Source organism: Thermomicrobiales bacterium (genome assembly GCA_041390825.1).
GTDB lineage: Bacteria > Chloroflexota > Chloroflexia > Thermomicrobiales > UBA6265 > JAMLHN01.
Genome location: JAWKPF010000006.1, coordinates 38,760 through 53,744, shown reverse-complemented (window position 1 = coordinate 53,744; position 14,985 = coordinate 38,760). Strand labels below are relative to the sequence as shown.

General features: G+C 62.1%; 13 protein-coding genes and 1 pseudogene. 8 read left to right on the top strand and 6 right to left on the bottom strand.

The window, feature by feature from the left end; genetic code table 11:
- Positions 1–717: 717 nt before the first annotated feature.
- Entirely contained in the window at positions 718–1,089 is a 372-nt protein-coding gene (locus tag R2855_02705) for a hypothetical protein (GenBank protein MEZ4529916.1), read from the bottom strand.
- A 957-nt stretch (positions 1,090–2,046) separates the two neighbouring features.
- Here R2855_02705 and R2855_02700 point away from each other — a divergent pair.
- The gene (locus R2855_02700; protein ID MEZ4529915.1) at positions 2,047–2,412 is read left to right on the top strand and encodes a plastocyanin/azurin family copper-binding protein; all 366 of its coding nucleotides are present in this window, start codon (positions 2,047–2,049) and stop codon (positions 2,410–2,412) included.
- 215 nt (positions 2,413–2,627) lie between these two features.
- Here R2855_02700 and R2855_02695 read toward each other — a convergent pair whose 3' ends face one another.
- From R2855_02695 to R2855_02685, 3 genes are all read right to left on the bottom strand, one after another.
- Positions 2,628–2,891 carry a hypothetical protein gene (locus R2855_02695; protein MEZ4529914.1) on the bottom strand — a complete coding sequence of 88 codons (264 nt, stop codon included), beginning with the start codon at positions 2,889–2,891 and terminating at the stop codon, positions 2,628–2,630.
- A 301-nt stretch (positions 2,892–3,192) separates the two neighbouring features.
- Positions 3,193–3,333, bottom strand: a complete 141-nt coding sequence (locus R2855_02690; GenBank protein ID MEZ4529913.1) for a hypothetical protein — start codon at positions 3,331–3,333, stop codon at positions 3,193–3,195.
- Between the two features lie 147 nt (positions 3,334–3,480).
- Positions 3,481–3,954 carry a hypothetical protein gene (locus tag R2855_02685; protein ID MEZ4529912.1) on the bottom strand — a complete coding sequence of 158 codons (474 nt, stop codon included), beginning with the start codon at positions 3,952–3,954 and terminating at the stop codon, positions 3,481–3,483.
- Positions 3,955–4,429: 475 nt separating this feature from the next.
- Between R2855_02685 and R2855_02680 the strand changes: the two genes are divergently transcribed.
- Both R2855_02680 and R2855_02675 read left to right on the top strand, forming a co-directional pair.
- Complete coding sequence (locus R2855_02680; GenBank protein MEZ4529911.1) at positions 4,430–5,536, top strand: PDZ domain-containing protein; 1,107 nt, start codon at positions 4,430–4,432, stop codon at positions 5,534–5,536.
- 1,359 nt (positions 5,537–6,895) lie between these two features.
- Positions 6,896–7,045 (top strand): annotated as a pseudogene (locus tag R2855_02675) (PQQ-binding-like beta-propeller repeat protein).
- 180 nt (positions 7,046–7,225) lie between these two features.
- Here the strand turns inward: R2855_02675 and R2855_02670 are convergent.
- The gene (locus tag R2855_02670) at positions 7,226–7,402 is read right to left on the bottom strand and encodes a hypothetical protein (GenBank protein ID MEZ4529910.1); all 177 of its coding nucleotides are present in this window, start codon (positions 7,400–7,402) and stop codon (positions 7,226–7,228) included.
- A gap of 651 nt (positions 7,403–8,053) precedes the next feature.
- A complete protein-coding gene (locus tag R2855_02665) occupies positions 8,054–8,455 on the bottom strand; it encodes a hypothetical protein (protein ID MEZ4529909.1) in 402 nt (133 codons plus the stop codon).
- Positions 8,456–8,598: 143 nt separating this feature from the next.
- On the opposite strand from R2855_02665, the gene R2855_02660 reads away from it, so the two are divergent.
- The 5 genes from R2855_02660 to R2855_02640 all read left to right on the top strand — a co-directional run bounded on the left by R2855_02660 (position 8,599) and on the right by R2855_02640 (position 14,916).
- A complete protein-coding gene (locus R2855_02660) occupies positions 8,599–8,889 on the top strand; it encodes a hypothetical protein (GenBank protein MEZ4529908.1) in 291 nt (96 codons plus the stop codon).
- A gap of 260 nt (positions 8,890–9,149) precedes the next feature.
- Complete coding sequence (locus R2855_02655) at positions 9,150–9,461, top strand: hypothetical protein (GenBank protein ID MEZ4529907.1); 312 nt, start codon at positions 9,150–9,152, stop codon at positions 9,459–9,461.
- A gap of 95 nt (positions 9,462–9,556) precedes the next feature.
- On the top strand, positions 9,557–11,614 hold the full coding sequence (locus R2855_02650) for a hypothetical protein (protein ID MEZ4529906.1): 2,058 nt from the start codon (positions 9,557–9,559) through the stop codon (positions 11,612–11,614).
- A 171-nt stretch (positions 11,615–11,785) separates the two neighbouring features.
- Positions 11,786–12,664: an amidohydrolase family protein gene (locus R2855_02645; GenBank protein MEZ4529905.1), complete on the top strand. Its 879-nt coding sequence runs from the start codon at positions 11,786–11,788 to the stop codon at positions 12,662–12,664.
- Between the two features lie 128 nt (positions 12,665–12,792).
- The gene (locus tag R2855_02640; GenBank protein MEZ4529904.1) at positions 12,793–14,916 is read left to right on the top strand and encodes a hypothetical protein; all 2,124 of its coding nucleotides are present in this window, start codon (positions 12,793–12,795) and stop codon (positions 14,914–14,916) included.
- Positions 14,917–14,985: the final 69 nt, after the last annotated feature.

Genomic DNA, 14,985 nt, shown 5'->3' with positions numbered 1-14,985 from the left:
ACTTGTAGGCATGGCTCGGCCGCGGCTCTCCAGAAGCGCCGATCCCACTTTGAGGTCTGGCGGAGTCACCTCGCGGACGACGTAAGCGCAAATGGTGGAGGTGCGCCGCCGTTGCCGTTTTGTGCCCAGGGCGGCGCAGACGACCAGTCCGTCATCTCCTGGCTGGAAAACGGCAGAATCGCGTGTCGAAGGTGGGAATAGATGGCGAGGCGATAGAGACGATCGGGGTCGATGACCAGATGCGCATCGGTCCTGGACTCTTCGAGGATCGTGACATCGAGCCGGAATCGATGATTTCCGATAGCTTCGAAGACACGGTCTCGTACGGACTGAGCATCCTCTGTGGCGTGAAACTGATCAGATCCCGCTTCCTCGCGTGCAAGCGTTCGTCGAAGACTCGAGGAGATCGCTGCCAACCTCACACGCCTCTATTGCGATCGAGGTGACGGTGAAAATCGAGTGCCCTTGGGTGCAAACACAAGGTCACCCGATTCATCCAGGAAAAGAGATACCGAACTGCCACCGATCTGCGACCCCCGCGCGGCAGACCAACGACCTTTGATGCGAAGCCGCGGCAGCGTAGCACGAGCGGTAAGCCTGTCACGCGGCGCCAAAGTCGCTTACGATGGAGCGACCGATGGTCGATATCCGAAGGAGAAGCACATTGGGTAGTTCCGCCACGATCGACGCAATGAACAAGGGTGCGCCAGACAGCATCTATCTCGACAAAGCCCTGTCTCGAAGCAGGATCTCGATACCCTGCTCGAGGTCGCGCAGTGGACCGGCAGCGCCCGCAGCACCCAACCGTGGCATTTCATCGTCGTGCAGGACAAGCAGACATTGGGCAAGCTGGCGGCGCTGCGTCCCAATATCGATTGGCTGGCCAATGCCGGTCGCCATCGCGCTCGTCTTCGATGGGCACGACACGGTGCTGGAATCATTCGACGAAGGACGGATCTTCCAGAACGACTGGCCATCGGCGCGAAGCTGCTCGGGCTTGGCGCGGGCACCGCCCTGAAGTTCCTGGGTGAAGCGGAAGAAGCCGCTGCCAAGCGCATGCTTACTCGGTGTGCCGGCGGAACGCACCATGCATTCGATGGTCGCGCTGGGGTACGTGGACAAGGATGCCAATCAGCTTCCGGCCGCAACTACGTCGGCCGCAAGCCACTGAGCGAGATCGTCGGCTACGAATCGATGTAGGGCGAAGGTTCAGAGCCCATAGTCCGGAGTCCGGAGTCCGGAGTTCGGGTTCAGAGTCCAGGGGCCGGAGACGGACGTAGGCGTCTTGGGCCCAGGACTCGCTATCGACAGGCAGACGTATGACGGCATCCATCGAAGAACTGCGCAAAGTCCGCCAATCGCGGCAGTTCACCGCCGAACCGGTGACCGAAGAACAATTGCAGCAGCTGCTCGAAGTTGCGCAGTGGACCGGGAGTTCCCCAGAACACGCAACCATGGCACTTCATCGTGATCCGGGACAAGGATCTGCTGGCGAAGGTCGCTTCCGGTCCGCGGAGAATCAATCAAGTGGGCCGCGCAGGCGCGCTCCGCGATCGCGCTGGTCATCTCGGCCAAGGGAGATATCAGCGGAGCATTCGACGAGGGTCATTGTGACCGAGCGCCTCATGATTGCTGCGCGGATGCTTAGGCTCGGCGCCAGTATTACTGCCTGGTTTAGCGATGCGGACCAGCAGGCCGCAGCCAAGGAACTGCTTGGTATCCCGGCTGAGCTCACCGCTCGCTCGATGGTGGCCATCGGACATCCCGTCCGCGGCGCGCGGTCGAAATCCGGCGGTCGAAAGCGCCGCTTTCCGAACTGGTCAGCTACGACCGATTCAGCGAGTAAGCGAAGCGCAGGCCGCACTCCATGCGAATTCCCAGCAATGAGCGTAGAATCCGCGCGGCAATCCTCGAGATGCCGCCGATTCGAAAGTCGCCGGGGAGTGCGCATGGAGTGCCAGCACGTGCAAGTCGATCGTCGCCGGTTGCTGGCGCTCGGGATGAGCGCGCTCGTAAGGTCGCTCGGTCTTCAGCGTGCCGCTGCACATGGTGCAACTGCTACTCCCACTTCAGCCGGGCCGGCTGCGGGTATGGCAGACGCGACGCCTGTGGCCAGCCTTGGCTTCCCCGGCCGCGAGCGGGTCGACGTTTGTCTCGACGATTGTTTCGCTGAAGTTCACACCGCCCGAGATCGACATCGAGGCTGGCACCACGGTGATCTGGGAGAATCGCGATGTCGTCTTACCTCGATGCGCACAAAGCCAAGGTGGAAGACCAGCTCTTCGCATCGCCGTATATCGAAGGCCGGGAAAATCCTTTTCCTTCACCTTCGACAAACCGGGCACCTATCCGGTCTTCTGCATACCGCATCCGTTCATGTCGCAGACGGTGGTGGTGACGGAGAAGAAATAGGCAAGCGTTTCCGCATGCGGAGCAGGTTCTGCGCTGGGTTGCGCGGATGCGGGTCGACGCTGATGACCACATATCCGAGCTGCTCGAAGAGCGCCCGATTGCCGGGGAGCGCTTCCCGCATGGACAGCCGAATCTCGCCTACTCCAAACCGGGGCGCTTCTGCTTCGACCGCCAGCATCAACGCGCGCGCTACTCCGCGTCGGCGCGCTTCGAAATCACGGCCAGCCGCCCAAGGTAGGGCAGGCGCCCTGCGGTTCGAAACGCACCGATCCGACCGGCGTCTCTCTCAATCCAGGCGATTGCCGCGCCTCCACACGCGCGATGGCCGCGTACATCCTCGTCGCTTTCCAGAACGCGCTCGACGGCGGATCGAGCGTGTCCTTGAATTGGGCGAACCCGGCCAGCATCAACGCGCGCACCAACGGCGCATCGTCGATGCCGGCGATCTGAACGGTGACCTCGGATTCGACTTCGAGCACGGCGCGATTTCCTCAGGCTACCGCATGACGGCGTCCGTCTGCCGAATGGCCGGATTGCGCGCGATCATTTCGATGCACAACGCAGAAGATCTCGTCTGAAAGCTTGCGCCATTTCGCCGAACCGCGCATCGCGCATCTCGTCCGTATCGAAACGGCGCTCTACCAGGAAACGCGCCTGTCGTTGCGCGGCCCAGCGTCTTTCGGTCTCTGTGCCGTCGATCGACAGAATGTCGGTGGCTGCCAGATGGAACGGTAGCATCCAGGCCGCCGACTCGCGATGGAACCCCTCGTCGATCATACGCTAGCAGGAATCCACCAGGTATGGCCGCAGATGCGCATGCAGCTTGTGATCGAAGGGGTGGGGTTTCTGTTTCCGCTCCAATGCCAGGTCGAAGAACCAACCGGTTTCCTCCAGCAACTCGACCGATTCGGGAAGCGACAAGCGATCGAGCGAAGATCGCCAGCAGACGTTCCTGCAGATCGAGCCGCCCGTACTCCGCGAGGTACTCGCGGACGGTCTGACACCCGGCCGCCCATCTTCGGCGAGCGCAATGCCGCCACGGAGAACGCGCCCGCCAGGAAAGTGCTGCTATAGCCGAGCATGGAAAGCTCGCCCGATGGCTTCGCGCGGCTTCCTGTGCCAATGGACGCAATCCGAATGCCCGCTGTTGGCCCAAAACCTCATGCGCAAACCGGGCGTCACCCATTCGCGGTCGGCATGGCGCGGAATGACCTGGCGGCTCAAGTCGGAAAGCCAGCCGTCCGGGTCATAGATCGACGATTCCACGGTGAAGTGAAAGGCCAGTTCGGATTCCGGAACCGCTTCCGGGCTCGTACTCGCTAACTGGTTTGAGTCCTGCTTCAGTCGCCAATCCGTCCACGTGCGCTTCCAGAATGTTCGAGATCGGTCCTGTTGCTGGACCATTGGGCTCTCGTTGTCGAGGTAGATGCAGATCAGTGTCCTTGGTGATTGGAAGAGCGCGTCACATCCCGGCATCGCGGTGATCCCACCCACCAGATGCGCCGCGCGAAATCCGGGCGTTTCGGCGTTGGCGGCTACCATTGCCGGACTGTGCCCTTGGCTTCCATTACGTTCACGATGTCCTCCATTAATGACCATGTATCTCGTTCGGCGTCCAGCAACTGGAACTGAACACGATCTCATACTAGGGGTAGCCCATCTCCAGCGCATCAGCAATACCACGTATTTCGCCCTCGCCGTTCTGCGTAGTGGGAAACACGCGCTCAGGTCCCGTGGCCGTGCCTGAAAAAGCGCTGAAGCCGCGCCGTCGTGGACGGGGTCGCCGCTAGAATCAGGTCGCGATGCTGAGGATTCAGGCCACGTGCAAAAGGTGACTCCCATCGCTCCCTCCGTCTGCTCTTCGTGCTTGGACTGGCCATTGGGCTGCTCGTAGGCTGGGGGCTCTCGCGGGGCGCGCCCACGCGCCCGCCACCGCGCAGGACAGATCCGTGCCTACCGATGCAATCTCGGTGTGCGGCAAGTGGGACCGTCGGTGGTGACGGTCATCAATCAGCAGATGTTGGGGGTTCGACTCGGTCACGGCCAGTCGGATCAGGCACCGGGTTCATCATCGATGCCGAAGGACATGTCGTCACCAATTGGCATGTCGTCGAGGGGGGACAAGAGTTCCAGGTCATCCTTTCGAATGGCGAGCGGCTTCCAGCCACGCTGGTGGGTTCGGACCGCATCCAGCGATCTTGCCGTGGTCAGGATCGATGGCGAGGCGCCGACGTTCGCAACGTTTGGCAATTCGGACGAGGTTGCAGGTCGGCGAAACTGTGCTGGCGATCGGTTCACCGTTGGGCACCTACACCAACACCGTCACCAGGGAATCGTCAGCGCGCTTGGCCGCGATCTGGCCCAATCCAACTACAACAACCTGATCCAGCACGACGCGGCCATCAGCTTGAGCAGCTCGGGTGGACCGTTGTTCGATCTGCATGGCCGCGTGGTTGGCGTCAACACGCTGGGTGTACATCAGAAAGAGGGAGGACAGTCGATCCAGGGACTCTTCTTCGCTGCCAGGCAATCAGGTGCAGGACATCGCGCAGCGGCTGATTTCCGATGGACGCGTGATCCTCCGTTCTTCGGTATCGCATCAGACCATCAACGGCAGTTGCTGCCCAGGCCAATCGCGATCGACATTGCAGCCTACATCTCTGTTGTTAACATCGGCGGACCCGCGGAAGCTGCCGGTTTGCAAGTCGGCGATATCGTGATCGCCATCAATGGCGTGTCTGTGAATGAGCAGAACGCGTTCGCCGAAGTGCTCTTCATGCACCAGCCGGGAGAGACAGTGTCGGTCGATGTTCTGCGCGGAGATCAGATGATGACAGTCCAGCTCACCCTCATCGACGTCGCCCGACGCCTGAGCGAGGACTGGAAGGCCGAGCGCCTGGTCCAGACGCCATGCGGTGTTTCGGTTCCGTCTCAGGGCGCAGATCTCGGCGCGCAGGACCCCGTTCTGTACGTACGTGCCCGTTTTCGGGTCAGATGGCGCTCCCGCCGCCATGCCAGCATCACTAGACTCGAACCAGTGGCAAGTTCGTCGACGCGCTGGAAAGGCTGGGCATGTTCTCTCCAAGTAGGCTCGACCATGTTGCATGGTTCCTGGTGTTGTTGATTTGCAGCATGGGTGCTGGTGAACACTGGTCGATGTGTCGGGAGATCGTACCGAACGACGGCGCAAGCGCACGGTGGATGACCGGATAGACGGCCACCGCGACCTGCTTCAACGCGTACCGAATGAACACGCCGCCGGGCCCGAGCCCGGCGGCGTTTTTCGTTCTTCCATTGATACGGAATCCGCATGGGCGCCTGGGGACGGCACACGATCGCTCGTCGCGAATCCACCGTCGAACGCTGGGCCATTCCCTGGCAATCACCCGGATTCCGTACAGCTTCAGCTACTTCTGGAGGTGCGCTTCCAGGAACCAGAGGCCTTGTCGATCCCGCGTGACACTTCGGTAAGAAGAGATCGGCGGTGTCCTTGTCGCCCGACTTGTCCGCCTCATCGATAGCGGCGCGGGTGCTGGCGGCGTAGTCGGCGTAGCGGGCAACGAGCGCCTTTACCGTATCCATGCCATCGGTGGCATCGACGAAACTCGGAAGACGCGAATTTGCGGCCGCCATTCTGGCAGTGCCCATCGCATAGCCACCCAACTGCGTCACCCGCTCGGCGTTCGTCGACATGGCCTCGACCTCTTCGGCCAGTTCGTCGTAGAGCTTGTGCAGCGCAATGAATTCCGGCCCCTTGACATTCCAATGCGCCTGTTTGATCTGTGTTTGCAGGTCCGCCGTGTCGGCGAGCTGCTGATTGCGAATCGATCATTTCGGCTCGCGTGCCAGCGGGAATATCGATGCTTGTCTTGAAGCGGTCGGCCTTCGATGTCATGAGAACCCATCCTTTCCGTGGCGGTTCGTGGATCGAACGATACCGATCAATGGTAGCCGACACACCAGCAGAGGACAGCGTTGGCAAGCGCGAGTGATTGGACTTGCGCGGTGTGAGAGAATGCGAGAAACGTTCGGAGATTGGAAGACCGGTCACCCGTCTGGCAGTGCGCATGCAGCGGGTTTCGACGGTAGATCGGCGGGAAGCGTGCAGGCTGGACGTCGACCGATTCGGTGGAACCGGGGCGCATCGCTCCTGATGGCAGTTGTTCTGGTGGCGATGCTGGCCTGGAGTGCGCTCCCGGCTGCGACCGCGGCTGGGATGCCGGTTCGCCGATCGCCGGCAGTCCAGAGTCCTGGCTCTCTGACGCGGCCTCACCCGTACCCCAACCGCCGGAAATGTTCCGCAACGACCCCGGCCGTAACGGCCGGGCGGACAGTCGAGGTCCCGGCGACTCCGGCAAGATCGAGGAGATTTGGAGCTTCGACGCTGGTGGAGATGTCGAATCGTCGCCGCGGTGGTCGATGGCACGGTTTATTTCGGCAGTGGTGACGGCTTGGTCTACGCGGTCGATGTGCAAACGGGCGACTCGCCTGGCACTTCCGCACCGAGGGTGAGGTGTATTCCTCCCCGGCAGTCGTCGATGGCGTTGTGTTGATCGGCAGCGAGGACGGCAATCTCTATGCGCTCGATGCGGCTACCGGCGACGAGCGTTGGCGCTTCGAGCTGGTGACATGATCGTCGCCTCTCCGGCGGTCGTCGATGGCATCGTCTACATCGCCAACTACGACAACTCGCTCTACGCGATCGATTTCGCGACCGGCGAGCGCCGCTGGTCTACGCCGGGAACGCGAGTTTCTACGCCTCGCCCGCATTCGCAGAAGGCGTCATCTACATCGGCGGAGTGGACAGTTCGTTCTATGCCGTCGATGCCGCCAGCGGCACGCTGATCTGGTCCGCCTCCGGGGCGTCGGCCATCTTCTCCACTGCCGCCCGGTCGATAGCGGCATCGTCTACTACGGCACCATCGACGGCGTTGTCATCGCGCAAGAGGCCACCGCGGGCAGTGCTCTGGGCCCAGACGCAGGCAGCCACAGCCAGACCTCGTCGCCTGCTGTGGCGGACGGACGTGTGTTCGCTGGCAGTTCGGTGGGCCTCTATGCGTTCGATTCCGTTACCGGCACGCCGCTCTGGGCTTCCCAATCGATCAAGGCTTCTATGCATCACCCTGTCGTGGACAGGATCGTTTACGCCGGCTCGAACAGCGGCGTCCTGGTGGCCCTGGATGCTGAATCCGGCGCTGAACTCTGGCGCTGGGAAGACACCTGGACGAAATCCTCTCATCCCCGGCTATCGCGGAATATGGCGTCTTTTTTGGCAGCCGGGACGAAGCGCTGCACCTGCTCGGGGTACACGATGAGGTCATCATCCCGACCCCGACTGCCACGTTCACCCCGAGTGTCACGTTGACGCCGAGCATCACGCCGACCCCGTCGATGACCTTCACCGCCACGGCAACGTTCACTCCGACGAACACGCCGACCAATACCCATACGCCGACGAACACCGTGACCGCCAACTACGCCGACGGCGACGACAACCCATACACCAACATTCACTCCGACCAACACGGCAACGGCAACGGCCAGTACGCCGTCCAATACACCGACGTCGACACCTACGAACACACCGACGGATACGCCGACGAATACACCGACCAATACACGTCGACGAGCACGCCGACGGTTACGCCGACGTCGACACCGACTGACACGCCGACGTCGACACCGACTGACACGCCAACGTCGACACCGACTGACACGCCGACGTCGACACCGACTGACACGCGGCAACCGCGCCGACTGACACGCCAACGAATACGCCGGCGGCAACGCCGACCAATACACCGACGGACACGCCAACGGCAACGCCGACGGATACACCAGTCCCAACGGACACGCCAACGGCAACGCCGACCAATACACCGACGGAGACGCCGACGCCGCTTCCCACGGAGACACCAGTCCCGACGGAAACGCCAACGGCAACGCCGACGGATACACCCGTTCCGACGGCAACCCCGATCCCGCCGACGGAGACACCGGTTCCACCGACCGAGACGCCGACGCCGGTGCCACCTACTGCCACACCGACCGAGGAAGCCGAAAGCAGTTTCGTCAGTCTGGTGGGGAATCCGGCACCTTCCGGGCGGCCGAATCGGCCACCCCGACCACCACCCCCTTCCGACCGCTACCGAGTCGGCGACGCAAACGCCGGCGCCGACGATCGCTGTGGAACCGACCTCGATCGTGACCCAGGAATCGGTGGCGCAATCACCGGTCGAAATCGAGGTCGCCACTGCCGGGCCAGATGAGGAAACCAGCGAGAGCGAGGCGGCCGAGGCAATGGCAACGGCGGACGAAGAATCATCGGACGACGAGGATGCCGAGGACGATGAGGATCGCGATCGATACGTCGATCGTGACCAGGTCGATCGGTTCGAGGTTGCGCGATCGAGGCGCTTGCCAGCGATCCGATCTACGGTCCGGTCACGGGTGATGTGGTCGAAGGCGTGGGCGTGATTCAGGGCATCTACCGGAGATCGTCACGACCAACTCCTACTTCCGCGCGACATTCACCAATCCTGATGACATGAGCACCCCGTATGACATCGGGTTCGGGTTCCCCGCCATGTCGAGGGGAACAATCAGTTGCGCCTCGTCATCAGCTCAGAAGACGAATGGTTCCTCGGCATCGGCGATCAACCGGCCTATCAGACCGGCAAGGCATACAGGTTCCAGTCGGAACCGAGGTGAGCAGAATCTGATCGAAGTCGTGGCAGATGGAAACCGGCTACCTGGCCATCAACGGCACCGTGGTCGCCGTTCTCGATCTCTCGCCCTCGTCCAACGCCGGCGACGTGTGGGTAACCGCTGGCCTGAACGTGCCCGATATCGTGACCGGCCGAACCTCGGTCGTGACCATTTCGAATCTGGGCGCTTCCGTAGCGGGTCTGGAGACCGGTGACAGCCGTATGGAGTCGAGCCGGGGAACACGCTGCACCGATCTCGGGACACGAGGGTCGTTCGACTATGTACTTCATGCGCTCTTCAGCGAGCATCGATCCTCGGTATACTCGCGCATGAGTACATAGTCAGGTTCTCGCTATTTGTTTGAAAGGAAAGGTGAAGCAATGCATCGGATGATTCGTACTGCGCTCGTGATAGCGCTCCTTGCATCGATCATCACATGGGTGGGCGGCGCGCAAGGGATCGCAGCGCAAGGTCGGGTCTACCAGGACACCGTAGTTCGTCCGCCACCGGGTTGCTCGGTGGTTCGCCGGACCCCGCTCGCTTTCTCTATGGATACCAGAACAGCCAGTTCATCATTCAGACCCTGGAGCAAGGATGGTCTGGCGACCTGTTGGCCTTTGCCAACGTCCCACCATTGCCGGATGTCAGCGTAAAGGTCGATTTCGCGATTGCCGGCGATCTCACCGGCAAGTACGCCTTTGTCGGTTGCCGCTTCGATGATGCGGGCACCGCGTACATGTTCGAGGTCCACCCTGACACCGGATTGGCGAACATTTGGCGATACGACCCGAGCGATGTCGTCAACATCGCCAGTGTGACCAATACCTCGGTCGTCACGGTTGGCAGCGGGAACAACACCATCGAGATTCGGTGCGAAGGGAGCACCATTTCCGGCTTTGTCAACGGCACGCAGCTGCTCACGGTGCAGGACGCCACCTATACCGCTGGCGATCCGTTCATTGGCGCCGGCAAGAACGACGCGACCACCGATCTGCTGCTGACCGGTTTCGACAATCTGGTCATCACAGAGCTCGTTTCGGGCGTTGTGGCTCCCACCCAGGCTCCGCTTCAGCCGACCCAGGCCCCGTTGCAGCCGACGCAGGCCCCACTCCAGCCGACGCAGGCTCCGGTGCAACCGACCACGGGGACAACCGGCACGACCGAAGATTTCCCAATGGTCCCGTACACGGATCCAAGCATCGATCCGGCCGCCACACTGGATGAAGGCTTCTTCATGACGCTGGCCCAGCCGGTGGCCTACGAATCGACCGGTGCGAATGGCAACCTGAGCTCGGGTTCCCCACAATATCTGACCGCTGGTGTCAATCTGCTCGACTTCTACGCCGAGCTCGACTTCATCACGCCTCCCTCCGACCCGGCCGGGCTTTGGACATTCGGGTTCTGCTTCTGGGCGGACGCCAATGGCAATTGCTACGATCTCTTCGTCAGCAGCAATCGCACCAACATGAACTGGGGCCTGGGCCACTGGAGCCCGAACGGGTTCGATCTGGTGAACAGCGGCCCGCTTCCGGCTGGGGCGATCGATCTCGCGCCAGAGGCGGTCAACGAGGTGACCGTCGTTGTTTACAAGGGCATTGCCATTCTCAGCACCAACACCTATGAAGCCGATGTGAGCTTCCCGGTGCCGGGCACTCCGTATGGCGGCGATATCAAGGCGTCGGCAAGCTTCATTGCATCGGTCGAGACGGAGACCCGCACCCTGCCCGTCACCATCACGTCGGTCGGCATCTGGGATATGTCGTCTGGGGTCTACCCGGACATCTTCAGCGCCACCGAGACGCCTGCGGCCCCGGTCCAGCCAACTCAGGCTCCGTTGCAACCGACCCAGGCTCCGTTGCAACCGACCCAGGCTCCGTTGCAGCCGACGCAGGCTCCCATCCAGCCGACCCAGGCCGGTGTTCAGCCCACGCTGCCAGCAACCACGGGCTCGACTGGCAACATTGTGTTGCAGCAGGCGTTCGAGACCGAGCGCGCGGCGGCGCTCGCAGTTCAGCCGGTGGCCGGGGTGCCGAGCGGAACGTTGACCCAACTTGGGGACAGCTTCAATGTGCAACTGGCCGGCGTCTCGCTGCTCGACGTCTATGCCACTGCAACGTTCGTCAATCCAACCGACATGTCGGTCAACTGGGATATCGGGATGGGCGTCCGTGACCGGGCCGACGACACCGAGTATCGGTTCGTTGTCCGCTCGGACGGTTCCTGGGTGGTGACGATCGGAACCGGGACGGTTGTGGCGGAAGGCAACGTCACGACCTTCAACACCGCTCCTGGCGGCACGAACACCATTGAGTTCATCGCCCAGGGTGCGGTCGGCATGATCGCGTTCAATGGCCAGGCGCTGCAACAGGTCGATCTTTCCGCCAATATGGCTGCCGGCGATGTCTATATTGCGGCCGGTATGTACATCTCCAGTTCAGTTGCCGGGCGGGTCGTTCCCTTCCAGAACTTCGCTGTCTACCAAGTCGCTCCGTAGCGACGGCAAAGGCGAGTCGAAGCAGGGCGGCCATCCCGGCCGCCCTGTCTTGTTGCTCCGGCACACCTCTCGAGTTCGCTATGCTGTCGCAACCGCCTGCAGCGGCCAGAGAAGTTCGATCCCCCGGCAGACGGACTCGCCGGTTGCGAACCGAGGAGCGCGCCCAAAACCATGATCGTCGATGTTCACAACCACACCCCACGACATCGGATTGCTCCCGAGCGAACCGGCGCCGAACTCGATAGCAAATGGCGCCCCGATCAATCTGCCTCCACCGCGCATACCTGGGACGAGCATGTGCGCGCGCTCGAATGCGTCGATCGCGCCATCGTCTTCAACATCGCGTCCGATCCGCGCGGCGATGTGCCCGATGACGGCCAGCTCATCTACGAAACCCCACGGGTGAATGACGATACCGCGGCGTTCGTGCGGGCGTATCCGGAAAAGTTCATTGGCTTCCTGACCGTGCATCCCTTCCATCCGAATGCGCTGGATGAGGTCGAGCGCGGCGTTCATGACCTCGGCTTGCGCGGTATCAAGCTTGGCCCCAATTACCAGAACTTCGATCCGCTCGGACCGGAGGCGTTCGCGGTCTTCGCTCGTGCCGAGGAACTTGGGCTGCCGATCCTCTTTCATCAGGGAACGTCGCCGGTGCGCTTTGCCGATCTCGATTTCGCGCATCCGCGGCATATCGACCGTGTCGCCACCGCGTTCCCGGACCTCAAGATGATCCTGGCCCATATGGGGCACCCGTGGCAGACCGACTGCTACGTCGTCATCCGCAAACATCCGAATGTGTATGCGGACATCTCCGCCAATTTCTATCGCCCCTGGTCGTACTACAACGCCATGCGCATCGCGACCGAATGGGCCGTGCTGGACAAGCTGCTCTTCGGTTCGGACTACCCCATCGCGTCGCCGCAGGAAACGATGGATGCGCTTTGGCGTGTCAACGATCCGATTGCGGGCACCGCGCTGCCGCCCGTTCCCCTCGATGCGCTCGAACGCATCCTGCACCGCAATTCGTTGGAGCTGCTGGGGCTCGAATAGGCGAACCAACAGCAGCGAGACATGGGCAAGCGCCGGTTCGGCGCCGCGTGCGCTACCCGCCGATTGCCCATATACTGCCAATACCGGACAACTGAAAAGATCGATCGTTCGACATAGGAGAAGCGACTATGCGACGGCTATCGAGATTCGTATTGGCAGTGCTGTTGCTCGCGCTTGCCGGATTGCAGACGGTTTCCCCGGCAAGGGCGCAGGGGCAGGTCTACACCGACACCATGGACTCGGCAGAAACCGGGTTGCTTGGCACCGCGTCATCGACCCCCGGAGTGACCTACTCCTACCAGGACGGCCAGTTCCTGGTGCAGGCCAGCGATCCGTCATTCCAGGGCGAACTGGTTTCGTTCATCGGCGTTCCTGAAATGAGCGATGTGCGCGTGACGGTCGACGTCGCGCTCGGCGGCGACACCAACAACAAGTACGTCCTCGTCGGTTGCCGCGCGAACGATACCAGCGATGGTTACATGCTCGGCGTCGCGCCCGTCAGCGGTCTGGCGATTCTTTTCCGTGCCGATCCAGATGACGATGTGGTGTTGCAGCGATTGCAGGACCCAGCGCTGGTAAATGCTGGCAATGCCAACAACCAGATCGGAATCGATTGCACCGGCAACGTCATTACAGCCCTGATCAATGGCACTGCGGCGCTCACGGCCACCGACAGCACCTACGCGAGTGGGAGGGTGTACATCGGCGCGGGCGCCAGCGGAGATGAGATCGACGGGCTGGCCGTCGGATTCGACAATTTGACGGTCACGGATCTCTCCGGAGGAAGCAACCTTCAGCCAACTGCCATTCCAGCAGCGCCCACACTGGCCGCGCCCACAGCGGCAGCGCCGACGTTGGCGGTTCCGACCACGGCTCCACTGGCGCCGACGGAAGCGAGCACCGGCGCCACCACCCAGATGCGCGACCCCAACATCGATCCTGCAGCTACCCTGGCGGATGCGTTCAACGTCTCGCTCTATGCCCAGCCACTCGTTGCCGATCTCGGTGGCTCGGCCGAGGTGACGATCGACAACGTGCGCACGCTGCCGGCCGGTGTGCAGGTGGCGGAATTTTATGCCGAGCTTCACTTCACCACGCCCCAGGTGCCAGCCGGCACCTATTACCTGGTCGGATTCTGTTTCTGGGTCGATCCAGCCGGAAACTGCTACGACATCTACGTGCAGGATGACGGCACCGGTATTTCCCGGTGGGGATATGGGTATGACGTGGCCGGCCAGGGCTACGACACAATCCAGACCGGCGATGTCACCGCGGGGACCATCGATCCCACTCCGGGCGCGGACAACTTCCTCAGCATCACGGTCTACAAGGGGCTCGCGATCCTGAGTGGAAACACCTTCACGGTTGCGGCGGTTATTCCGTTGCAGGGCACACCAGTGATCGGCGATGTCAAAGCGGAAGTCGGCTTCATCCAACAGGCGAGCGCCGCGCCGTCCACTGTGAACACCTTGCCAATGGATGTCTCCTTCTTTGCTGTCTGGGATCTGAGCTCGGGTCAGGTGCCGAGCGTTGGTCCGGTTGCCACCGACACCCCCAGCGCGGCATTGCCAACCGCGACCAGCGCATCCCTCCCCACCATCGCTCCGCCAAGCCCGACGGTGGCCTCGCTCCCGACAATAGCGCCGACCGTGATCGTGCAACCGACGCCTCGCACGAATGCGGTGGCTCCGACGTTGCCGCCGCTGCAATCCACCGATGTCCAGAGCGTGATCTTCGACCGGGGCCGCACCACGGCAATTGCGAACGCGCCGCTGGTCGGCGGCAATTCGGGCGTCTTGACCCAGGAAGCGACGGGCTACACCTGGAACTCGAGCGGCATCAGCGCTGGCGATTTCTATGCGCTTGTCACGTTCACCAATCCGGGTGATGTCGCCACGCCGTTCGATGTCGGAATCGGGTTCCGGGCATCCGCAGGGACCGAGTCCGGTCTGCGCTTCGTCGTCTTGTCCACCGGTGAGTGGTATCTCTTCGTCCCGAACGTGACGACTATCGCCAGTGGCGTCGTGACGAACTTCGACGCGGCCGCGGGAGCGACGAATACCATCGAAGTGCTTGCTCAGGGCGGCGCGGGCTTGATCGCGGTCAATGGGGTCGTCTTGCCACAAGCCGATCTCTCCAGCGCGGCCGCGCCGGGAGATGTGTACATCGGCACCGGATTCTTCCAGGGCGACTCCGTGGCCGGCCGACAAGTGCCGTACGCGGATTATTGGGTCTTCCCGATGACGGCGTAGCAATCCACGACATATCTCAGGGCAATCTCTTTCGGGGTACGGGCGGTCATCGACTGCCCGTACGTTTCG

Bases quoted from the DNA above. Each gene is read 5' to 3' on its own strand.
- R2855_02705 (MEZ4529916.1), bottom strand. From the start codon at position 1,089: ATGGTGCGTTCCGCCGGCACACCGAGTAAGCATGCGCTTGGCAGCGGC.
- R2855_02700 (MEZ4529915.1), top strand. From the start codon at position 2,047: ATGGTGCAACTGCTACTCCCACTTCAGCCGGGCCGGCTGCGGGTATGG.
- R2855_02685 (MEZ4529912.1), bottom strand. From the start codon at position 3,954: ATGGTAGCCGCCAACGCCGAAACGCCCGGATTTCGCGCGGCGCATCTG.
- R2855_02680 (MEZ4529911.1), top strand. From the start codon at position 4,430: ATGTTGGGGGTTCGACTCGGTCACGGCCAGTCGGATCAGGCACCGGGT.
- R2855_02655 (MEZ4529907.1), top strand. From the start codon at position 9,150: ATGGAAACCGGCTACCTGGCCATCAACGGCACCGTGGTCGCCGTTCTC.
- R2855_02650 (MEZ4529906.1), top strand. From the start codon at position 9,557: ATGGGTGGGCGGCGCGCAAGGGATCGCAGCGCAAGGTCGGGTCTACCA.
- R2855_02645 (MEZ4529905.1), top strand. From the start codon at position 11,786: ATGATCGTCGATGTTCACAACCACACCCCACGACATCGGATTGCTCCC.
- R2855_02640 (MEZ4529904.1), top strand. From the start codon at position 12,793: ATGCGACGGCTATCGAGATTCGTATTGGCAGTGCTGTTGCTCGCGCTT.